The sequence below is a fragment of the Massilia sp. TS11 genome (assembly GCF_022012445.1).
Classification (GTDB): Bacteria; Pseudomonadota; Gammaproteobacteria; order Burkholderiales; family Burkholderiaceae_D; genus Telluria.
In genome coordinates, this window is the sequence record NZ_JAKLTS010000002.1 from 464030 (window position 1) to 484222 (window position 20193).

A 20193-nucleotide genomic window follows, 5' to 3' on the forward strand; every position below is an offset into this window, starting at 1 on the left:
CTGTATGATTCCAGACACCATGTTCCTGACGCCGTCCCGCCGCAAGCCGCGCAACCTCGCCGATGGCCTGGTGGCGAGCTTTACCGACAGCATCGAGAAGGGCGTGCTCAAACCCGGCGACAAGCTGCCGACCGAGACCGCCATCATGGAATTGCACGGGGTCAGCCGCACCGTGGTGCGCGAGGCCATGTCCAAGCTGCAGGCGGCCGGCTGGGTGGAAACCCGGCACGGCATCGGCACCTTCGTCATCGAGCGCGCGCCCCAGGGGCTGGCGTTCCCGCCGGATCAGATCCGCACGGTGCGCGATGTGCTCGACATTCTCGAGCTGCGCATCAGTCTGGAAACGGAAGCGGCCTGGCTGGCCGCCACGCGCCGCAGCGCGGACCAGGTGGCCGAACTGCGCAGCGTGCTCGAAGAAATGCAGTCGGCCACCACGCGCAACAGCCGCTCGGTCGAACTCGACAAACGCTTTCACTACCTGATCGCCGCTGCCACCGGCAACCCCTATTTCGTGGACATCCTGGGCCAGCTCGGCCAGGCCATCATCCCGCGTGCCCGCCTGAACACCGCCCAGCTGAGCCAGGACGATCCTGTGCGCTACCTGGAACGCGTGCAGCGCGAGCACGCCGCCATCTTCCAGGCCATCCTGGCCCAGGACGCTGACGCGGCGCGCGCCGCCATGCGCACCCACCTGTCCAACAGCCGCGAGCGGCTGCGCCAGGCCCAGGACCGGCTCGAAGCCTCCCTGCAGTAGGCGAGGGTCCCCCTCCCTCACACGACGCCCTTGCCACCTGCATAGTTGTACGACGACATACCACTTAACCTGCACCCTGGAGACTCCCATGCAACCACAAGACCTGAAACAGATTCTGTCCGCCGGCCTGCTGTCCTTCCCGATCACGGACTTCGACGAGCAAGGCAACTTCAACGCCAAGTCCTATGCCGAGCGTCTCGAATGGCTGGCTCCCTACGGCGCCAGCGCCCTGTTCGCCGCGGGCGGCACCGGTGAGTTCTTCTCGCTGACCCCGAGCGAGTACTCGGACGTGATCAAGACCGCCGTCGACACCTGCCGCGGCAAGGTGCCGATCCTGGCTGGCGCCGGCGGCCCGACCCGCTCGGCCATCGCCTTTGCCCAGGAAGCCGAGCGCCTCGGCGCGCACGGCATTCTGCTGCTGCCGCACTACCTGACCGAAGCCTCGCAGGACGGCCTGATCCGCCACGTCGAAGAAGTCTGTAACTCGGTCGATTTCGGCGTGGTCGTCTACAACCGCGCCCAGTGCCGCCTGACCGCCGACTCGCTCGAGATCCTGGCCGCGCGCTGCCCGAACCTGATCGGCTTCAAGGACGGCATCGGCGAAATCGAACTGATGGTGCAGATCTGGCGCCGCATGGGCGACCGCTTCAGCTACCTGGGCGGTCTGCCGACGGCCGAAGTATATGCCGCCGCCTACAAGGCGCTCGGCGTGCCGGTCTATTCCTCGGCCGTGTTCAACTTTGTGCCGCAACTGGCGATGGACTTCTACCACGCCGTGGCCAAGGACGACCATGCGACCGTCAACCGCCTGCTCGACGATTTCTTCCTGCCCTACCTGAAAATCCGTAACCGCAAGGCCGGCTATGCGGTCTCGATCGTCAAGGCCGGCGCCCGCCTGGTCGGCCACAGCGGCGGCCCGGTGCGCGCTCCGCTGACCGACCTGACCGCCGAAGAAGACGCCATGCTGCTCGACCTCATCAAGAAGTCGGGCGCCAAGTAATTCAAGGACTGACACACTCATGATCACTGGACATATGTTCATCGGCCAGCGCGCCCTGCAGGGCGATGCTGGCAGCATCCGCGCCACCAACCCGGCCACCGGCGAGAAGCTGGAACCGGCCTTTGGCCTGGCCAATGAAAGCGTGGTGGCCGAGGCCTGCGCCCTGGCCGCCGCCGCCTTCGACAGCTACCGCGAAACGGCGCCCGAGGCGCGTGCGCGCTTCCTGGAAACCATCGCCGACAACATCATGGCGCTCGGCAGCGAACTGATCGAACGCGCCATGCTGGAAACCGGTCTGCCCCAGGCCCGCCTCGAAGGCGAGCGGGGCCGCACCTGCAACCAGCTGCGCATGTTCGCCCAGGTCGTGCGCGACGGCCACTACCTGTCGGCCACGCTCGACTCGGCCCTGCCGAACCGCGTACCGCCGCGGCCCGATCTGCGCCTGCGCCGCGTGGCGATCGGCCCGGTGGCCGTGTTTGGCGCGTCCAATTTCCCGCTGGCCTTCTCGGTCGCGGGCGGCGACACCGCCTCGGCCCTGGCCGCCGGCTGCCCTGTCATCGTCAAGGCCCACAGCGCCCACCCGGGCACCTCGGAACTGGTCGGGCGCGCCGTGCAGAAGGCTGTGGCCGACTGCGCCCTGCCGGAAGGAACCTTCTCGATGCTGTTCGGCGGCGGCAATCTGATCGGCCAGGCCCTGGTTGGCCATCCGGCCATCAAGGCGGTCGGCTTTACCGGCTCGCGCAATGGCGGTGTGGCCCTGATGAAGACGGCGGCCGCGCGCAAGGAACCGATCCCCGTCTACGCGGAGATGAGCTCGATTAACCCGGTGTTCCTGCTGCCCGGCGCGATCTCGGGCGACGTCGGCGCCTTTGCCCAGGCCTATGTCGATTCGCTGACGCTCGGCGCCGGCCAGTTCTGCACCAACCCCGGTCTGGTGCTGGCGCTCGCAGGTCCGGCCCTGGACGCCTTCCTGCAGGCCGCCGGCGCCAGCCTGAACACGCGCGCTGCCGCCACCATGCTCTCGCCCGGCATCCACAGCGCCTACAACGAAGGTGTGGCCGCCTACGCCAGCGTGCCCGGCGTGCAATGCGTGGCACGCGGCCAGAGCGGCAGCCAGGCCTGCCCGGCCCAGGCCGCGCTGTTCGTCACCGATGTCGCCACCTACCAGGCCAATCACGCGCTCGAAGCCGAAGTGTTCGGCCCGGCCGCGCTGGTGGTCAAATGCAAGGACGAGGCCGAAATGCTGGCCTTCGCCGAGCAGCTCGAAGGCCAGCTGACGGCCACCGTGCACGCCCTGCCCGAAGACTATGCCCTGGCCGCGCGCCTGGTGCCGATCCTCGAACGCAAGGCCGGCCGCATCCTGTTCAACGGCTTCCCGACCGGCGTCGAAGTCTGCCATGCGATGGTGCACGGCGGTCCGTACCCGTCGACCTCGGACGGCCGCTCGACGTCGGTCGGCGCCCAGGCCATCGAGCGCTTCCTGCGTTCGGTCTGCTATCAGAACTTCCCGGGCAGCCTGCTGCCGGCGGCCATTGCCGATGGCAATCCGCTCAAGCTGGTACGCTTGCAGGACGGTAAGCTGCAGGCCGCCGATTAAGGCCCGCGGGCCAGGAGACACCCGCCATGACGCAAGCGACCACGATAACTAAAGACACCATGCAAGCACAAGCGATCGGCAAGTACCGCTGGACCATCTGTGGTCTGCTGTTTTTCGCCACCACCGTCAACTACCTGGACCGACAGGTGCTCAGCCTGCTGGCACCGGCCCTGTCCAAGGAATTTGGCTGGACCAATACGGACTACGCCAATATCACGGCCGTGTTCCAGTTCGTGTATGCGCTGGCGATGCTGTTCGCCGGCCGCTTCATCGACCGCATCGGCACCAAGCGCGCCTATCTGCTGGCCATCTTCGTGTGGTCGATCGGCGCGGTGTTGCATGCGCTGGCGGTGCCGATGGGCGAGGGCTTCTCGCATCTGCTGAGCAGCCTGGGCTTCGGCCTGATTCCGGCCTCGATTGCCGGTTTCATGCTGGGCCGGGCCGTGCTGGCCGTCGGCGAGGCGGGCAACTTCCCGGTGGCGATCAAGGCCACCGCCGAGTACTTCCCGAAGCGTGAGCGGGCGCTCGCCACCGGCATCTTCAATTCCGGGGCGAACGTGGGCGCGATCCTGGCCCCGGCCACGGTGCCCCTGATCGCCGAACTGTGGGGCTGGCAGGCGGCTTTCGTGATCATCGGCGCCGTCGGTTTCGCCTGGATGGGTTTCTGGATCGTCTATTACGACAAGCCGGAACAGCAGAAGCGCCTCTCGCGCGCCGAGCTCGACTACATCCACAGCGACAGCAGCGCCCCGGCGCCGGCTGCCACGGCGCCGCGCGTGTCGTGGTGGCGTCTGCTGGCCTACCGCCAGACCTGGGCCTTTGCCATCGGTAAGTTCATGACCGACGGCGTCTGGTGGTTCTACCTGTTCTGGCTGCCGAAGTATCTGGCGGTGCAGTTCGGTATCACCGGCACGGCCATCGTGCTGCCGCTGGCGGTGCTGTACAGCATTACGATGGTCGGCTCGATCGGCGGCGGCTGGCTGCCGCTGCGCTTCATCAATGCCGGCTACACGCCTTACGACGGGCGCATGAAGGCGATGCTGCTGATCGCCGTGTTCCCGCTGATCGTGCTGCTGGCCCAGCCCATGGGCGGGCTCGGCATGTGGGCGCCGGTGCTCTTGATCGGCGTCGGCGCGGCGGCCCACCAGGCCTGGTCGGCGAATATCTTCACGACGGTGTCTGATATGTTCCCCAAGCATACGGTGGCCTCGGTCGTCGGTCTCGGCGGCATGGCCGGTGGCATGGGCGGCGTCGCGCTGTCCAAGCTCGGCGGCTGGCTGTTCGACTATTACGACAAGCTCGGCCATATCCAGACCGGCTACATGATCATGTTCTCGATCTGTGCGCTTGTGTATCTGGCGGCCTGGGTGGTGATGAAGGCCCTGGTGCCGCAGTACAAGGAAATTCAGGACCTGTGATGGGCAAGCTGGAAAGGATCGGCAACATCCGCGGCCAGGTGGGCGAAGGCCCCGTGTGGTCGGCCGCCGAGGCCTGCTGGTACTGGGTCGATATCCCGGCGCGCCTGATCTGGCGCCTGGATGCGGCCAGCGGCGCCACCCGCTGCTGGCAGACGGCGGAAATGCCGGCCTGCCTGGCGCCGCGTGCCGGCGGCGGTCTGATCGCCGGCATGCAGAGCGGCCTGTTTCATCTGCAGTTGCGCGAAGACGGGCAGGTGCAGGCGGCGCGTCTGGCCTGTCCGCCCGAACTGGGGGAGGGCATGCGCTTCAATGACGGGCGCACCGACCGCCAGGGCCGTTTCTGGGCCGGCACCATGTTCATGGACATGGCCGCCGCGCGCGCCGTCGGCGGTTTGTACCGCTGGGACGGCAGCCTGTCGGCCCCGCTCGTATCCGGCCTGCTGACCCAGAACGGCCTGGCCTTCTCACCCGATGGGCGCACGCTCTACCTGTCCGACTCGCACCCGCTGCGCCAGCTGGTGTGGGCGTTCGACCTGGATCCGGCCAGCGGGGCGCTGTCGCGCCAGCGCGTGCTGGTCGATATGAAACCGCTGCCGGGCCGTCCCGATGGCGCCGCCATGGACGTCGATGGCTGCTACTGGGTGTGCGGCAATGATGGCGGCATGATCCTGCGCTTTTCGCCCGAGGGCCGGCTGGTCGGCCAGATCGCGGTGCCGATGGCCAAGCCCTCGATGTGCGCGTTCGGCGGCGCGCGCATGGACCAGCTGCTGGTGACCTCGATCGCCGCCGGCCAGCCCGAGGACGATCCCTGGGCCGGCGCCGTGCTGCTGATCGAGGCCGGCGTGCAGGGGATGGCCGATGTGCCCTGCGCCTTCTGACGGCGGCAGCGCCTTCGTGCTCGAGAACGGGCAGGGCATGCGCTTTGCCTGCATCGGCCATGGCGCCACCATCACCGAACTGCGCGTGCCGGACCGGCTTGGCCAACGCCGCAATGTGCTGCTGAGTCTGCCCGATCTGGCCGCCTACCAGCGCACGCGCCGCCGCTTCGCCGCCATGATGGGGCGCTACGCCGGCCGCATCGCAGGCGCCAGCTTCATGCTCGACGGCGCGCGCGTGCAACTGCCCGCCAATGCCGACGGCCTGCACCTGCATGGCGACCCCGATGGTTTCGACAAGCGTGTCTGGCAGGGCCGCTATGCCGAGCGGCCCGATGCGCGCGGCGTGCTGCTGCGCCTCGTCAGCCCGGACGGCGATGGTGGCTTCCCCGGCGAGCTCGAGGTCGAGGTCGGCTACTGGCTGCTGCACGCCGAGAACACCCTGCATCTGGAGATCACGGCGCGCACCACGCGCCCGACGGTGCTGAACCTGACCAACCACGCTTTCTTCAATCTGGCTGGCGCCGGCACGCGCGGGCTCGACACCCATGTGCTGCAGATCGAAGCGGCCCAGGTGGCCGTCACCGATGCGCGCAACTGCCCGACCGGGGCGCTGGCGATGGTCGACGGCAGCCCGCTCGATTTTCGCCGCCCGGCGCGCCTGGGCTGGCGCATCGCCGCCATCGGCGAACCCGGTTTCGACCACAGCTATGTCTTCAACAAGCCGGATGGCGTGCTGGCCCCGGTGGCCCTCGTGCACGAGCGTGTGAGCGGGCGCTGCCTGCAGATCCTGACGACCGAACCGGCCGCTCAGTTCTTCAGCGGGAATGGCTTCGACGGCAGCGAGATCGGCAGCGAAGGGCTGGCCTACCAGCGCCACGATGGTTTCGCCTTCGAGACCCAGCACCTGCCCGATTCGCCCAACCACGCGCATTTTCCCAGCACCGTGCTGCGCCCGGGCCAGACCTATACGAGTCTGACCGTGTGGCGCTTCTGCACGCTCTAGATCCCGCTGGCGGGGGCTTCGCAGAGCTGGAAGGGGAAGCTGCAGTCCTCGCGGAATTCGCCGGCCAGTTCGGCCCCGCGCGGATTGCTCGGATCGAGATACCAGTCGACGCGCACATCGTGGCCGGCCAGCCAGGCGTCTTCGAGCGCGTCGAGCACGTCCATCAGCACCTTCACGCTGCTGGTATTCAGGTATTTGAGGTAGAGCTGCAGGCGCAGCGGCCCGGGCGGGTCGCGCAGATAGGCGTCCAGCCAGTCGAGCATGGGCGCGTAGTATTCAAACGAATTCTCCGGATACGAGTCGCCGCTCAGGCGCAGCTCGCCGCGCTCCCAGTCGGCGTCGATGCGCGGAGCCGAGGCGCTGCCCGGCAGTTGTAGTTTCATGTGCCGCTCCCAGTGCTGCTCTGGCTGAAGCGGAAGGCCAAGACGGTGATGTCGTCGCGTTGCGGATGCTCGCCGCGGTAGGCGCGCAGGGCCTCGCCGAAGCGCATGGCCTGCTCCGGCATCGGCAGTTCGGCATGGCGCAGCAGCAGTTCGTGCAGGCGCTGCGAGCCGAAGCCGAAGCCATGTTCGCCGCCGGCCTGATCGAGCACGCCGTCGGTGACGAGGTAATAGGTGTGGCCCGGCTGGGCCGTGATGGTGATGTCTTCGTATTCGCCCACGCGGCGGTCGCCGAGCGCGCGCCGGTTGCCCTTGATTTCTTCGATCACGCGCCCGTCGCTCCAGTACAGCGAGACCTTGGCGCCGGCAAAGCGCAGCAGGCCGCGTTCGCGGTCCAGGTAGCACAGGCCGGCGTCCATGCTGGTGGCGAGGGCGCGCCGCATGTCGCCGGCGCGCAGCATGCCGCGCACGCTCTGGTCGGCCGCGCGCATGACGGCGGCCGGCGAGGTCGGATCGGTGGCGCTGATGGCCTGTTCGATGGCGGCGCCGCCCAGCATGGTCATGAGGGCGCCGGCCACGCCATGGCCGGCGCAGTCGACCACGCCGAGCAGGCAGTTCTCGCCGTCGCGCCGGAACACATAGAAGTCGCCGCCGACGACATCGCGCGGCCACCACAGCACGAAATGGTCGGGCCCGAGCGCATGCGCGAGCTCGCGCTCGGGCAGCACGGCGCGCTGAATCAGGCTGGCGTAGTTGATCGAATCGTCGATCGTCTTGTGGGCCGCCTGCATGCGCAGATTGGCTTCCTCAAGGGCGGCGGTGCGCTCCTGCACGCGCCGCTCCAGGTCCTCGGTTTGGTGCGCGACCTTCTGCGCCATGCGGTCGAAGGCGCGCGCCAGTTCGCCCAGTTCGTCCTGGCCGGCCGTGGGCAGGCTCAAACTGTAATTGCCGTCGGCGACCGCCTGGGCGGACGAGCGCAGCGCGCGGATCGGCTGCAGCAGCAGGCGCTCGGTCAGGTAGAGGAAGCCGGCCACCATCGCCAGCAGCAGCACCAGCACGGTGGCGCCAAGCGCCCACAGCCAGACCGGCTGGATCAGCTGGACCGCATGCGGGTCGACCACCGACACCTGGTGCCAGCGCAGCTCGGGCAGGTAGCTGATGGCCAGGATCTGCGGACGGCCGTGGAAGTTCAGGTGCAGCACGGCCGGTTCGTTCGGCTGGCGCTGGGCGCGCTCGAGCGCGTCGCGCAGGGCGGCTGCGTCGGCCGGGCTGCCAGCGAGCTTGAAGATCGTGCTGTCGTTCGCCTGCACGCCCTGGGTGGCGGTGTTCAGCGCGATCAGGCGCGCGTCCGGGTGCATCTGGATCGCGCCCTGCGCGTCGGTGATCATCTGCACCAGGCCGGCCTCGTCGCGCTTGACGAATTCCTTCAGCAGGCGGGTCAGATCGAGGCCGGTGCCGGCCACCCCGAGTTTGCTGGCGCCGTCGTAGATGACGACATTGATCCAGACCTTGGTCAGGTCGAGGAAGCGGTCATGGCTGGTGTTCAGGTTGAACTGGGCCGTGCCCTGCATGGTGTTGAAGAACCAGGCGATCTCCTTGTCGTCGCGGCTGGTGTCGGCGCGCGGCGCGGCCACCACCGGCAGATTATCGGCATTGAAGTAGCGGTGGCGCCAGCTGACGATGAAGTAGGAATGGTCCTGGAAATCGGCGCGGAAGCTCTCGGCCTCGCGGAAGAAGGTCTCGCGCTTGGCCGGATTGTCCTCGTCCAGCAGCCAGGCGCGCATGACTTCGGACTTGGCCAGGCGCTGCGACAGGGCCAGCTCGCGCGTGACGCGCGCGAACACGGCTTCCTTGAACAGCTTGACGGTGGAACTGGCATACGCCGCGCCATAGTAGTCGCGGATCGCGTCGACCATGCGCCAGGCCAGCAGCCCGGCCGGCACCAGGGCCAGACAGCAGGACAGCAGCAGGGCAATAATGGATTTGCTTCGTAATCCCAGGGCGCGCATCAGCGTTTCCGATCAGGCGAGGACGAATTCAGGGTCGAGGCCCGTATTATGCCTGCTCTCCGGCCGATATGTTGCATGGGCAAAACTTTTTATTTTGTCAACTGAAGAAAATTTTAAGGTCGGTTTAGCCAACTCTTAAGAACGCGCCCGCGCGGCCTTCCCTAAGATGCGGGGCATGCGGCCAGGGCATCCCGCACCTGGCTGCCTTTTGCAAAAAAGGATAGCCCCATGACCACCACTTCCGCACAGCGCCTGGCGCTGTTCGAGCGCATGCTGCTGATCCGCGCCTACGAAGAGCGCGCGGTGCGCCTGGCGAAGGACCATTCCTTCCCCGGCATCTGTTCCTCGCTGGGCCAGGAGGCGGCCGCCGTCGGCGTCGTCGCCGCCCTCGGACCGGACGACAAGATCCTGACCAACCACCGTTCGGTCGGCCACCTGCTGGCGCGCGGCGCCGATCCGGGCCGCATCATGGCCGAATCGATGGGCCGCAGCACCGGCTACTGCAAGGGCAAGAGCGGCTTTCTGCACGTCTCGGCCAAGGAGCTTGGCGTGGTGCTGACCTCGACCATCGTCGGCGGCGAGCTGTCGATGGCGCCGGGCGTGGCCCTGGCCAAGCAGCAGCTGGGCGAGCCGGGCATCGTGGCCTGCTTCTTCGGCGACGGCGCCGCCTGCGAAGGCATCTTCCACGAGGCCCTGAACCTGGCCGCCGTCTGGAAACTGCCGCTGCTGTTCGTGTGCGAAAACAACCAGTGGCAGGCCTATGTGCACCGCAAGGAGACCATGGTCGGCGACTTCATCGCGCCATGGGCGGCCAGCTATGGCATGGGCAGCGAGACGGTCGACGGCAACGACGTCGAAGCCGTGTATGCGGCCGCCTGCGATGCGGTCGACAACATCCGCCGCACCGGCATGCCGTATCTGCTCGAACTGAACACCTTCCGCCAGCGCCCGCACCTGGAGCCGGACGAGCCGCCCCAGCACGATCTGGACGAACGCGCCTACTGGATGGGACGCGACCCGATCGCACGCATGGAAACGCGCATGCTCAATGCGGACGATCTGGACCGCACCCGCATCGCGGCCCTGCGCAGCGCCGCCGAGGCGCGCATCGACGCCGCCCTCCAATTTGCCAAGGACTCGCCGTTCCCGGACGTCGCCGAGCTGACCACCGAAGTCTACGCGGACTGAATCTGAAGGAAACCCATTATGTCGACTTTGACGATCAACCAGGGCGTCGCCGCAGCGATGGCCGAAGAAATGCAGCGCGACGGCACCGTGATTTATTTCGGTGAGGGCGTCGCCACCAAGAACCCCGAACTGGTCGAACAGTTCGGCAAGAGCCGCGTGCGCAATACGCCGCTGGCCGAAGCCATCATCGCCGGCACCGCCGTCGGCGCCGCCGCCTCCGGCCTGCGGCCCGTGATCGACCTGCTGTTCACGCCCTTCCTCACCTATGCGATGGACGCCATCGTCAACAGCGCGGGCAAGCTGCGCTATATGTCGGGCGGACAGTTCAGCTTCCCGCTGGTGGTGCTGGCGCGCTCCGGCGCCGGCTGGACTCTGGGCGCCCAGCACAACCACAATCTCGAGGCCTGGTTCCTGCACAGCCCCGGCCTGAAAGTGGTGATGCCGTCCAATCCGGCCGATACCAAGGGCCTGCTGAAGTCCGCCATCCGCGATAACAACCCGGTGCTGTTCTTCACCGATATCACGGTCAGCGACATGCCGGCCGAGATCGACGGCGAGATCGGCGCGATTCCGCTCGGCCAGGCCCATGTGGCGCGCGCCGGCAGCGATGTCACCCTGATCAGCTACTCGAAAGCCGTGGCCACCTGTCTCGATGCGGCCACCCAGCTGGCGGCCCAGGGCGTGTCGGCCGAGGTGCTCGACCTGCGTACCATCAAGCCGCTCGACGAGGCCGCGATTCTGGCCAGCGCGCGCAAGACCGGCCGCGTGATCGTCGTGCACGAAGCCGGCCGTCTGGGCGGGGTCGGCGCCGAAGTGGCCGCGCTGATCCACGAGCAGGCCTTCGGCGCGCTCAAGGCCCCGGTGCAGCGCATCGGCGCGCCCGACGTGCCGCCGCCGTCGAGCTATATGCTGGAACAGGCGTATATGCCGCAGGCCAGCACCATCATCGACAGCGCCCTGCGTCTGCTCGGGCGCTAAGGAGCGGGCATGCGCATCACGGCGACACTCCATTATCTGCTGGCCTGCGGCGTGGCGCTGCTGGCCTGCTGGATGGTGGCCGCGTCGGCCGTGGCGGCGCCGCTGCCGCCGACCCTGTCGGCCACCGGTTTTCCGCTGGCCGGGCAGGGCGGGGCGGCGCGCCTGATCGCCTACCGCCCGCAATATCCGCTGTGGACCGACGGCGCCGACAAGCAGCGCTGGCTGGCCCTGCCCAAGGGCGGCTTCATCGACGCGCGCCAGATCGATGCCTGGTCCTTCCCGGCCGGCACCCGCCTGTGGAAGCAGTTCAGCTTCGAGGGCAAGCCGGTCGAGACCCGCTTCATGCGCAAGGGCGCGGACGGGCGCTGGCAGTTTGCCACCTATGTCTGGCGCGACGATGGCACGGACGCCGTGCTGGCGCCCGAACGCGGCCTCACCCTGAACGTCCCGAGTATCCGCGGCGGCCGCTATGTGGTGCCGGGCCGCGCCGACTGCCTGGTCTGCCACGGCAGCGCGGCCCAGCCGGTGCTCGGCCTGACGGCCCTGCAGCTGTCGTCCGCGCGCGATCCGCTGGCGCCGAACGGCGAGCCGCTGCGCCCCGGCGAAACCGATCTGGCCGGGCTGGTGGCGGCCGGCTGGGTGCGCCGCCTGTCGGCCCTGGCCCTGGCCCAGCCACCCCAGGTGGCCGGCGCCGATCCGCTCGAACGGGCCGCGCTCGGCTACCTGCACGGCAATTGCGCGCACTGCCACAACACCTCGCCCAACAAGGCCCCGCTCGACCTGACCCTGGCCCAGCGCGCGGGCGACCCCGCCGCCGCGCGCGCCGAAGTGCTGGCCAGCCTGATCGGGCAGCGCCCGCGCTCAAGCGCGGACGCGGCCATCGTCACCCCCGGGCAGCCGCAGCACAGTCTGCTGCTGCACAGGATGCAGTCGCGTCAGGCGCTGACCCAGATGCCACCGCTCGGCACCCAGATGCCAGACCCCGCGGCGCTCGATCTCATCACGCGATGGATCGCCGCACTTAACCCCTCGAAGGAGAAATGATGTACTTTGCACCGACCCGCCTGCGCCTCGCCCTCGCGCTGGGCGCGGGCCTGCTGGCCCTGAACGCCAGCGCCGCCGACACCGCCAAGCCTGCCAACGCCAAGATCCAGCGCGGCCACTACCTCGTGGTCACGGCCGGCTGCATGGACTGCCACACGCCGCTGAAGATGGGCCCGAACGGTCCCGAGCCTGACCTGAGCCGCAATCTGTCGGGCCATCCGGAAGGCATGCAGATGCCGCCGGCCCCGGCCGCCAGCGGTCCGTGGATGATCGGCGCGGCCGGCACCCTGACCGCCTGGTACGGTCCCTGGGGCACCAGCTTCACGGCCAACCTGACCCCGGACATGGAGACCGGTATCGGCAAATGGACGCTGGACGACTTCAAGGCCACGCTGCGCAGCGGCCGCCACCTGGGCAAAGGCCGCCCGGTGCTGCCGCCGATGCCGATCGGCGCCACCAGCAAGATGACGGACGCCGACCTCGAGGCCATCTTCGCCTACCTGCGCAGCATCCCGGCGGTGAAGAACCGGGTGCCGGACGCGCGCCCGCCGCTGGCAGCACAGTAAGCGCCCACTGGCGCCGTGGCCGACCACGGCGCCAGCAGGGGCACCCTCGGGAATACCTCAGCAATGCGGGATAAGTGCCTGAAATTGTTGACGGAAATTCCTTCCCGGCCCTATAGTGTCGAGATGCTTTCCGAATTCCTAGACCTGTCCGATAAGATCGACCGCCTGGCGGCGCTGGCCGCCCAGCTGCGGCGCGAGAACGCCGACCTGCGCCAGACGAATGCGATGCTGGACGCGGAAAACGGCATGTGCAAACAGAAGCTGGCCGAAGCCCAGCGCCGCGTCGAGGCGCTGCTCGAACAGCTGCCGGATCTCGAACAAGGGGAAGCCTGATGGTCCATCTCGATGTCACGATCATGGGCCAGCCCTATCGCCTGGCCTGCAAGGAAGGCGAGGAAAAGACCCTGCAGGAAGCCGTCCACTACCTGGACAGCAAGATGTGCGCGCTGCGCGACGCCGGCAAGGTCAAGGGCACCGACCGGATCGCCGTGATGGCGGCGCTGTCGGTGGCGGCCGAATTCCTGACGGTGAAGACGCCGAACGGGCCGTTCTCCGATATGTCGATGCTGGAAGTGAAACAGAAGCTGGGCGCCATGCACAGCGTGCTCGATGCGGCCCTCACACCGCAGGAAAACCTGTTCTGATCTCCGCATTTTTGCTACACTATGCCTCACCCTGCAGTGTTCGCGAGTGTTTTATATTCCTTGAACCATTCTTCAGCATCGGTCACTGAATTTGTTCGACGGGCGTGAGCGTCGCTCGTCCGATGAACCCGAAGTTGAACTAAGGTGACCACTCTTGAGCCGTCAGGTTCGGGATGCCGGCACAGCGGCACAGGCGGGGCTTCATTCACAGGCGGTTGCATGCATCAGCGCGCAGCCGCTTTTTTATGCGCGCGAGCTGGCCATGGCCTACTGGTTGATGAAATCCGAACCCGATGAAGTGAGCTTCGAGGACGTGATGGCCGCGCCGGCGCAGACCACCAGCTGGTTCGGCGTGCGCAACTACCAGGCGCGCAATTTCATGCGCGACGCCATGCGCATTGGCGACGGCGTGCTGTTCTACCATTCGTCCTGCCCGGAGCCGGGCGTGGCCGGCATCGCGCGCATCGCCAGCACGCCGTATCCGGACCAGAGCCAGTTCGATCCCGCCAGTCCTTACTTCGACCCCAAGGCCACGCCCGAGCAGCCGCGCTGGATCGGCATCGACGTGCAGGGCGTGGCGCGCATGCCGCTGCTGGCCCTGGCCGCGATGCGTACTTATCCCGAACTGGCCGAGATGGTGGTGCTGCAGAAGGGCAGCCGCCTGTCGATCACCCCGGTGACGCCGGCCGAATGGCGCGCCGTGCTGCGCATCGCCGGCCTCAAGGACTGCTGATGGACCTTGGCCTGATCCTCGAACTGCTGCTGATGGGGGCCTTCGGTGGTTTCGCCGCCGGCATGCTGGGCATCGGCGGCGGCATGATCCTGGTCCCCTTCATCACCATGATTTTTTCGGCGCGCGGTTTTCCGCCCGCGCTGACGGTGAAGATGGCGATCGCCACCTCGCTCGCCACCATCGCCTTCACCTCGCTGTCCTCGATGCGCGCCCACCACAAGCATGGCGCGGTGCGTTGGGACCTGGTCAAGCTGCTGGTACCCGGGATCGTGGTCGGCGCCTGGATCGGCCCGGCCCTGGCCAAGCAGATGGATGCGCGCGTGCTGGCGCTGGTGTTCGCCGCGTTTGTCGGCTTCTCGGCCACGCAGATGGTGCGCGCCCGTCCCGCCACGCAGCAGGACAAACCGCTGCCGGGCCGCCTGGGCCTGTTCGGCGCGGGCGGCGTGATCGGGGTGGTGTCCGGCATCGTGGGGGCGGGCGGTGGCTTTATCTCGGTGCCCTTCATGACCCACCGCGGCGTGCGCATCCACAATGCCGTGGCGACCAGTGCGGCCCTCGGTTTTCCGATCGCCCTGTTTGGCACGCTGTCGAACATCTACTTCGGCTGGGGCACGCCCGATCTGCCCGCGTATTCGGCCGGCTTTGTGTACCTGCCGGCGCTGGCCGTGATCGTCGCCGCCAGCATGTTCATGGCACCCGTCGGCGCCCGTGTCGCGCACCGCACGCCGGTGGCGCGCATGAAGCGCATCTTCGGCGTGGTGCTGTATTCGCTGGCCGCCTACATGCTGTGGCGCGGCCTGCGCGGCTGATTCAGTCGAGCGCGATGGCCAGCATGGCGGCGCGCGCCGCCGCCGGCAGCGTGGCCAGTTCGCGGTGGGCCGGGCGGCCCTGGGCCAGGAACACCATCATCCCATGCAGCTGGGCGACCACCAGGGCGGCGCGCAGTTCAAGCGCGTCCGGCGCCAGGCCGGGCTTCAGTTCGATGATCAGCTTGCGCATGGTGCGGCGCGCGCGTGTCATCATCTGGTCGTAGACGCGCGCGGCAAACGGGTCGCGCGTGGCCAGTGCGGCGATTTCGAGCAGCAGGCCGCTCGACGCCGGGGTGCGCAGATCATCGAGAAAATAATCGATCACGGCGAGGAAGCGCGCCTTGGCGGCCGTCGGCGCCGCCTGCAGGCGGGCGTCGATCGCGGCCTGGTAGTTGTCGAAGGTGGCCGTCAAAACGGCCGCCATCAAATCATCTTTACTCGGAAAATAGTGCTGCAGCGTCGACAGGCTGCAGCCGACCTGCTGGGCCACGCCGCGCATCGAGAGGGCGGCGAAACCCTGCTCGGCCAGCATGGCGCGCGCCGCCGCCAGAATCGCGCCGGCCCGTTCGTAACCCTTGTCCGTCGTCTGCGAGGCCTTGTTGAGCGTGTGCTTGTGCATGGCGCGGATTATGGCCGTCCTTTGACAAACCGGTCAAGTGACCGATAGAATCGAAGCGATAAACCGGTCACTTGACCGAAAGATAAGAGGAGACCCGCCATGCTGCCCCGCACCCTATTCACCGAAGAACACGAGATGCTGCGCGAAGCCACGCGCCGCTTCATGGAACAGGAAGTGATCGCCCACCTCGACCGCTGGGAAGAGCAGGGCTATGTCGACCGCAGCCTGTGGGAGAAGGCCGGTGCGGCCGGCTTCCTGTGCGCCAGCATGCCCGAAGCCTATGGCGGCGCCGGCGCCGACCGCCTGGCCAGCGTGGTGCTGATGGAGGAACTGGCGTATGCGAATGCGACCGGCCCCGGATTCGGCCTGCACTCTGAGATCGTGGCGCCCTACATCCTCCACTACGGCAGCGAGTATCTGAAGACGACCTATCTGCCGCCGATGGCGCGCGGGACCATGATCGGCGCGATCGCCATGACCGAGCCGGGCGCCGGCTCCGACCTGCAGGGCGTGCAGACCACGGCCGTGCGCGATGGCGACCACTATGTGCTGAACGGGGCCAAGACCTTCATCACCAATGGCTGGCACGCCGACCTGGTGATCGTGGTGGCCAAGACCGATCCGGGCGCGGGCGCCAAGGGCATCAGCCTGTTCGTGGTGGACACCGGCATGGCCGGCTTCACCAAGGGCCGCCGCCTGAAGAAGGCGGGCATGAAGGCGCAGGACACCTGCGAGCTCTTTTTCGACAATGTGCGCGTGCCGGCCGCGAATCTATTGGGCGAGGAGGGCAAGGGCTTTGCCTACCTGATGCGCGAGCTGCCGTGGGAGCGCATGCAGATCGCCGTCACCGCCGTCGCCAGTGCCGAAGCAGCGCTGCGCTGGACCATCGACTACACGCGCGACCGCAAGGCCTTCAAGCGCGCCGTGATCGAGTTCCAGACCGTGGCCCATGCGCTGGCCGAAATCAAGACCGAAGTGCAGGTGGCGCGCGTGTTCGTCGACCGCTGCCTGGAAGCCCTGATGCGCGATGAACTCGACGCGGCCGAAGCCTCGATGGCCAAGTACTGGGCCACCGAAATGCAGTTCAAGGTGCTCGACCGCTGCGTGCAGCTGCATGGCGGCTACGGCTATATGTGGGAATACCCGGTCACACGTGCCTGGGCCGACGCCCGCGTGCAGCGCGTCTACGGCGGCACCAACGAAATCATGAAAGAGCTGATCAGCCGCAGCCTGTAAGGAGGGCGCATGGACGCGTATATCTTCGACGCCGTGCGCACCCCGCGCGGCAAGGGCAAGGCCGATGGCGCCCTGCACGGCTGCACGCCGGTGTACCTGGCCGAGAGCGTGCTGCGCGCGCTGGCCGCGCGCAACCAGCTCGATACCGCGCTGGTGGACGATGTGGTGATGGGCTGCGTGGAGCCGGTCGGCGAGCAGGGCGCCTGCATCGGCCGCATCGCCGTGCTGGCGGCCGACTATGCCGAGAGCGTGGCCGGCGTGCAGATCAACCGCTTCTGCGCCTCCGGCCTGGAGGCCGTGAACATGGCGGCCGCCCAGGTGATGGCCGGCCAGTCCGACTTCTGCATCGGCGCCGGCGTGGAGTCGATGTCGCGCGTGCCGATGGGCTCCTCGGGCTGGGCCTGGCCGACCGATCCGGCGCTGGCGCTGAAGACCTATTTCGTCCCGCAGGGGATTTCGGCCGATGCCATTGCCACCCTGTGGCGCTACAGCCGCCACGATCTGGACAGCTATGCCACCAGCAGCCACCAGCGCGCGGCCGCCGCCTGGGAGCGCGGCGCCTTTGCGCGCAGCGTGGTGCCGGTCAACGACCGCAATGGCCTGCCGCTGCTGACGCGCGATGAGGTGGTGCGTCCGGCCACCACGGCCGAGAGCCTGGGCGCGCTCAAGCCCAGCTTCGCCGCCATCGGCGCCCAGCCCGGCTTCGATGCCGTGATCCGCCAGCGCTATCCGCAGCTGGAGCGGGTCGAGCACGTCCACCATGCGGGCAACAGCTCGGCCATCGTCGACGGCGCCGCCGCGGTCCTGATCGGCACGCGCGAGGCCGGCCTGAAAGCCGGGCTGCGTCCGCGTGCGCGCATCCGCAGCTTCGCCTCGATCGGCTCGGAGCCGTCAATCATGCTGACGGGGCCCAGCTACGCGGCCGAAAAGGCCCTGCGCCGCGCCGGCATGCAGGCGCGCGACATCGGCCTGTGGGAGCTGAACGAAGCCTTTGCCGCCGTGGTGCTGCGCTTCATGGAGGCGCTCGACGTGCCGCATGCGGCGATCAATGTCAATGGCGGCGCCATCGCCATGGGCCATCCGCTCGGCGCGACCGGAGCCATGATCCTCGGTACCCTGCTGGACGAAATGGAAGCGCGCGGCGCCGCCACGGGTCTGGCGACGCTGTGTGTGGGAGCCGGCATGGGCACGGCCACCATCATCGAACTGGTGTAAGGAGAGCGCATGATCACCGCGACCATCGATGCCGACGGCATCGCCACGCTGGCCTGGGACGCGCCCGGGCACAGCCAGAATCTGCTCGACCAGCACAGCTGCGCCGCCCTGTACGGCGCGCTCGACGCCAGTCTGGCCGACCCCGCCGTGAAAGGCATTTTGCTCACCTCCGACAAGACCGATTTCATCGCCGGCGCCGACCTGCGCTGGCTGGCCGAGGCGCGCGACGCAGCCGCCCTGTTCGAGCAGACGATGCGCTGGCAGCGCGCCCTGCGCACGCTGGAGACGAGCGGCAAACCGGTGGCCGTGGCCATGCCCGGCAGCGCGCTCGGCGGCGGGCTGGAACTGGCCCTGGCCTGCCACTACCGGGTCGCGGCCGAGCAGCCGCGCGCGCGCTTCGGTCTGCCCGAGGTCACCCTCGGCCTGCTGCCCGGCGGCGGCGGCACCCAGCGCCTGGCGCGCCTGATCGGCGTGGCGCGCGCGCTGCCCCTGCTGCTCGAGGGCAAACGCCTCGACGCCCACAGCGCGCGCGAGGCGGGCATCCTCGATGCCGTGGTCCCGGCCGGGACCGAACGCGCCGAAGCGCGCGCCTGGCTGCTGGAGGCCATCGCCGCAGGCGGCGCCAGCCAGCCTTGGGACCGCAAGGGCTACAAGATGCCGGGCGGCGCCATGGCCAGCCCCGCCGTGCAGCAGCTCTTCGTGGGCGCGAACGCCATGCTGCGCGCGCGCACCTATGGCAATTACCCGGCGCCGCAGGCCATCCTGTCCTGCCTGTACGAAGGCCTGGGCTGCGACATCGACACCGGCCTGCAGGTCGAAGCGCGCCATTTCGTGCACACCGTGCTGACGCCGGCCGCCAAGCAGATGGTGCGCACCCTGTTCTTCAGCATGAACGCCGCACGCCGCCTGGCTGCGCGGCCGCAGCACGTGGCGCCGCGCACTGTCAGCCGGATCGGCGTGCTGGGCGCCGGCATGATGGGCGCCGGGATCGCCTATGTGGCCGCCAAGGCCGGGCTGCATGTGGTTCTGCTCGACACCAGCGAGGAACGCGCGAACGCCGGCAAAGACTACGCGCGCAAGCAGGCCGCGCGCCTGACACCGGAGCAGGGCACGGCCCTGCTGGAACGGATCACGGCCAGCGCCGATTACGGCGTCCTCACTGGCTGCGAGCTGGTGATCGAAGCCGTGTTCGAAGAGCGCGCGCTCAAGGCCAGCGTGACGCGCCAGGCCGAAGCCCTGCTCGGCGAAGACGCCGTATTCGCCTCGAATACCTCGACCCTGCCGATCAGCGGCCTGGCCGAGGCCAGCGCGCGCCCGGCCAATTTCATCGGCCTGCACTTCTTCTCGCCGGTGGAGCGCATGCCCCTGGTCGAAGTGATCGTCGGTGCGCAGACCAGCGAAGCGACACTGGCGCACGCGCTCGACTTCGTGCGCCAGCTCGGCATGACCCCGATCGTCGTGCGCGACGGGCGCGGCTTCTACACGAGCCGCGTGTTCTCCACCTATGTGCTGGAAGGGATGGCGATGCTGGCCGAGGGCGTGCATCCGGCCCTGATCGAAAACGCCGGGCAGATGGCCGGCATGCCGGTCGGCCCGCTGGCGCTGACCGACGAAGTCTCGTCCGAACTGATCGACCGCATCGACCGCCAGAGCGCGCAGGATCTGGGCGCGGCCTACCAGCGCACGCCGGGCCACGCGGTGGCCACGCAGATGGTGGCGCTGGGCCGGCCGGGACGCAAGGCCGGACAGGGCTTCTACGACTATCCGGCCGAAGGCGGCAAGCGCCTGTGGTCCGGCCTGGGCGAACACTATCCGCCGGCGGCCACGCAGCCGACGGCGGCGCAGCTGATCGAGCGCTTCATCACCATCCAGTCGCTTGAAGCCGCGCGCTGCATGGAGGAAGGCGTGCTGCGTTCGGCCGCCGATGCCGACGTCGGCGCCGTGCTGGGCTGGGGCTACCCGGCCTTCCGCGGTGGCCCGCTGGCCTGGATCGACCAGCAGGGCGCCGCCGCCTTCGCCGCCACCTGCACGCGGCTGGCCGCACAACACGGCGCGCGCTATGCGCCGAATCCGGCCCTGCAGCGCCTGGCCGAGCAGCATGGCCACTACTACGGAGACTGAG

General features: G+C 68.3%; 20 protein-coding genes and 1 other RNA gene. 18 read left to right on the top strand and 3 right to left on the bottom strand.

Annotation, left to right across the window (positions count from 1 at the left end):
- Positions 1–4 precede the first annotated feature (4 nt).
- The 6 genes from LZ005_RS05375 (at position 5) to LZ005_RS05400 (ending at position 6650) form a co-directional block, all read left to right on the top strand.
- Positions 5–754, top strand: coding sequence for a FadR/GntR family transcriptional regulator (locus LZ005_RS05375; protein ID WP_237805434.1), 750 nt, complete (start codon positions 5–7; stop codon positions 752–754).
- Positions 755–842: 88 nt separating this feature from the next.
- On the top strand, positions 843–1754 hold the full coding sequence (gene kdgD, locus LZ005_RS05380) for a 5-dehydro-4-deoxyglucarate dehydratase (protein WP_237805436.1): 912 nt from the start codon (positions 843–845) through the stop codon (positions 1752–1754).
- Between the two features lie 19 nt (positions 1755–1773).
- Complete coding sequence (locus LZ005_RS05385) at positions 1774–3351, top strand: aldehyde dehydrogenase (NADP(+)) (protein WP_237805438.1); 1578 nt, start codon at positions 1774–1776, stop codon at positions 3349–3351.
- A 26-nt stretch (positions 3352–3377) separates the two neighbouring features.
- A complete protein-coding gene (locus tag LZ005_RS05390; protein WP_237805440.1) occupies positions 3378–4769 on the top strand; it encodes an MFS transporter in 1392 nt (463 codons plus the stop codon).
- The gene (locus LZ005_RS05395; protein ID WP_373889303.1) at positions 4769–5647 is read left to right on the top strand and encodes an SMP-30/gluconolactonase/LRE family protein; all 879 of its coding nucleotides are present in this window, start codon (positions 4769–4771) and stop codon (positions 5645–5647) included. The genes LZ005_RS05390 and LZ005_RS05395 overlap by 1 nt, the downstream gene beginning before the upstream one ends.
- Positions 5628–6650 (top strand): aldose epimerase family protein, encoded by a 1023-nt coding sequence (locus LZ005_RS05400; protein ID WP_237805442.1) that lies wholly within the window; start codon positions 5628–5630, stop codon positions 6648–6650. The genes LZ005_RS05395 and LZ005_RS05400 overlap by 20 nt, the downstream gene beginning before the upstream one ends.
- On the opposite strand, the gene siaC is transcribed toward LZ005_RS05400, so the two are convergent.
- Together siaC and siaA are read right to left on the bottom strand one after the other, a co-directional pair.
- Positions 6647–7033, bottom strand: coding sequence for a biofilm regulation phosphoprotein SiaC (siaC, locus tag LZ005_RS05405; protein WP_237805444.1), 387 nt, complete (start codon positions 7031–7033; stop codon positions 6647–6649). The genes LZ005_RS05400 and siaC overlap by 4 nt on opposite strands.
- Positions 7030–9039 (bottom strand): biofilm regulation protein phosphatase SiaA, encoded by a 2010-nt coding sequence (gene siaA / locus LZ005_RS05410; protein ID WP_237805446.1) that lies wholly within the window; start codon positions 9037–9039, stop codon positions 7030–7032. Before siaA ends, siaC begins: the two co-directional genes overlap by 4 nt.
- Positions 9040–9267: 228 nt before the next feature.
- On the opposite strand from siaA, the gene LZ005_RS05415 reads away from it, so the two are divergent.
- The 9 genes from LZ005_RS05415 (at position 9268) to LZ005_RS05455 (ending at position 15001) form a co-directional block, all read left to right on the top strand.
- Positions 9268–10227, top strand: a complete 960-nt coding sequence (locus LZ005_RS05415; RefSeq protein WP_237805448.1) for a thiamine pyrophosphate-dependent dehydrogenase E1 component subunit alpha — start codon at positions 9268–9270, stop codon at positions 10225–10227.
- 18 nt (positions 10228–10245) lie between these two features.
- Positions 10246–11205 (top strand): alpha-ketoacid dehydrogenase subunit beta, encoded by a 960-nt coding sequence (locus LZ005_RS05420; protein ID WP_237805450.1) that lies wholly within the window; start codon positions 10246–10248, stop codon positions 11203–11205.
- Positions 11206–11214: 9 nt separating this feature from the next.
- A complete protein-coding gene (locus LZ005_RS05425) occupies positions 11215–12249 on the top strand; it encodes a hypothetical protein (protein ID WP_237805452.1) in 1035 nt (344 codons plus the stop codon).
- Positions 12246–12815, top strand: coding sequence for a c-type cytochrome (locus tag LZ005_RS05430; RefSeq protein WP_237805454.1), 570 nt, complete (start codon positions 12246–12248; stop codon positions 12813–12815). The genes LZ005_RS05425 and LZ005_RS05430 overlap by 4 nt, the downstream gene beginning before the upstream one ends.
- Positions 12816–12938: 123 nt before the next feature.
- Positions 12939–13148: a DUF904 domain-containing protein gene (locus LZ005_RS05435; RefSeq protein ID WP_237805456.1), complete on the top strand. Its 210-nt coding sequence runs from the start codon at positions 12939–12941 to the stop codon at positions 13146–13148.
- Positions 13148–13459, top strand: a complete 312-nt coding sequence (locus tag LZ005_RS05440) for a cell division protein ZapA (protein ID WP_237805458.1) — start codon at positions 13148–13150, stop codon at positions 13457–13459. The genes LZ005_RS05435 and LZ005_RS05440 overlap by 1 nt, the downstream gene beginning before the upstream one ends.
- 25 nt (positions 13460–13484) lie before the next feature.
- A non-coding RNA gene (gene ssrS / locus LZ005_RS05445) (6S RNA) lies at positions 13485–13663 on the top strand.
- Positions 13664–13721: 58 nt separating this feature from the next.
- Positions 13722–14192: an EVE domain-containing protein gene (locus LZ005_RS05450; protein ID WP_237805460.1), complete on the top strand. Its 471-nt coding sequence runs from the start codon at positions 13722–13724 to the stop codon at positions 14190–14192.
- Complete coding sequence (locus tag LZ005_RS05455) at positions 14192–15001, top strand: sulfite exporter TauE/SafE family protein (RefSeq protein WP_237805462.1); 810 nt, start codon at positions 14192–14194, stop codon at positions 14999–15001. The genes LZ005_RS05450 and LZ005_RS05455 overlap by 1 nt, the downstream gene beginning before the upstream one ends.
- 1 nt (position 15002) lies before the next feature.
- Here LZ005_RS05455 and LZ005_RS05460 read toward each other — a convergent pair whose 3' ends face one another.
- A complete protein-coding gene (locus tag LZ005_RS05460) occupies positions 15003–15620 on the bottom strand; it encodes a TetR/AcrR family transcriptional regulator (protein WP_237805464.1) in 618 nt (205 codons plus the stop codon).
- 99 nt (positions 15621–15719) lie between these two features.
- Between LZ005_RS05460 and LZ005_RS05465 the strand changes: the two genes are divergently transcribed.
- The 3 genes from LZ005_RS05465 to LZ005_RS05475 are packed head-to-tail and all read left to right on the top strand — an operon-like array spanning position 15720 to position 20192.
- On the top strand, positions 15720–16856 hold the full coding sequence (locus LZ005_RS05465) for an acyl-CoA dehydrogenase family protein (protein ID WP_237805466.1): 1137 nt from the start codon (positions 15720–15722) through the stop codon (positions 16854–16856).
- A 9-nt stretch (positions 16857–16865) separates the two neighbouring features.
- Positions 16866–18071 (top strand): acetyl-CoA C-acetyltransferase, encoded by a 1206-nt coding sequence (locus LZ005_RS05470; RefSeq protein WP_237805468.1) that lies wholly within the window; start codon positions 16866–16868, stop codon positions 18069–18071.
- Between the two features lie 9 nt (positions 18072–18080).
- Entirely contained in the window at positions 18081–20192 is a 2112-nt protein-coding gene (locus tag LZ005_RS05475) for a 3-hydroxyacyl-CoA dehydrogenase NAD-binding domain-containing protein (RefSeq protein WP_237805470.1), read from the top strand.
- Position 20193: the final 1 nt, after the last annotated feature.

Coding starts and splice junctions, on each gene's coding strand:
- LZ005_RS05470 (WP_237805468.1), top strand. CDS start 16,866: ATGGACGCGTATATCTTCGACGCCGTGCGCACCCCGCGCGGCAAGGGC.
- LZ005_RS05395 (WP_373889303.1), top strand. CDS start 4,769: ATGGGCAAGCTGGAAAGGATCGGCAACATCCGCGGCCAGGTGGGCGAA.
- LZ005_RS05415 (WP_237805448.1), top strand. CDS start 9,268: ATGACCACCACTTCCGCACAGCGCCTGGCGCTGTTCGAGCGCATGCTG.
- LZ005_RS05430 (WP_237805454.1), top strand. CDS start 12,246: ATGATGTACTTTGCACCGACCCGCCTGCGCCTCGCCCTCGCGCTGGGC.
- LZ005_RS05450 (WP_237805460.1), top strand. CDS start 13,722: ATGGCCTACTGGTTGATGAAATCCGAACCCGATGAAGTGAGCTTCGAG.
- LZ005_RS05460 (WP_237805464.1), bottom strand. CDS start 15,620: ATGCACAAGCACACGCTCAACAAGGCCTCGCAGACGACGGACAAGGGT.
- LZ005_RS05425 (WP_237805452.1), top strand. CDS start 11,215: ATGCGCATCACGGCGACACTCCATTATCTGCTGGCCTGCGGCGTGGCG.
- LZ005_RS05455 (WP_237805462.1), top strand. CDS start 14,192: ATGGACCTTGGCCTGATCCTCGAACTGCTGCTGATGGGGGCCTTCGGT.
- LZ005_RS05420 (WP_237805450.1), top strand. CDS start 10,246: ATGTCGACTTTGACGATCAACCAGGGCGTCGCCGCAGCGATGGCCGAA.
- siaA (WP_237805446.1), bottom strand. CDS start 9,039: ATGCGCGCCCTGGGATTACGAAGCAAATCCATTATTGCCCTGCTGCTG.
- LZ005_RS05400 (WP_237805442.1), top strand. CDS start 5,628: ATGTGCCCTGCGCCTTCTGACGGCGGCAGCGCCTTCGTGCTCGAGAAC.
- LZ005_RS05385 (WP_237805438.1), top strand. CDS start 1,774: ATGATCACTGGACATATGTTCATCGGCCAGCGCGCCCTGCAGGGCGAT.
- LZ005_RS05475 (WP_237805470.1), top strand. CDS start 18,081: ATGATCACCGCGACCATCGATGCCGACGGCATCGCCACGCTGGCCTGG.
- kdgD (WP_237805436.1), top strand. CDS start 843: ATGCAACCACAAGACCTGAAACAGATTCTGTCCGCCGGCCTGCTGTCC.
- LZ005_RS05390 (WP_237805440.1), top strand. CDS start 3,378: ATGACGCAAGCGACCACGATAACTAAAGACACCATGCAAGCACAAGCG.
- LZ005_RS05435 (WP_237805456.1), top strand. CDS start 12,939: ATGCTTTCCGAATTCCTAGACCTGTCCGATAAGATCGACCGCCTGGCG.
- LZ005_RS05465 (WP_237805466.1), top strand. CDS start 15,720: ATGCTGCCCCGCACCCTATTCACCGAAGAACACGAGATGCTGCGCGAA.
- siaC (WP_237805444.1), bottom strand. CDS start 7,033: ATGAAACTACAACTGCCGGGCAGCGCCTCGGCTCCGCGCATCGACGCC.
- LZ005_RS05440 (WP_237805458.1), top strand. CDS start 13,148: ATGGTCCATCTCGATGTCACGATCATGGGCCAGCCCTATCGCCTGGCC.
- LZ005_RS05375 (WP_237805434.1), top strand. CDS start 5: ATGATTCCAGACACCATGTTCCTGACGCCGTCCCGCCGCAAGCCGCGC.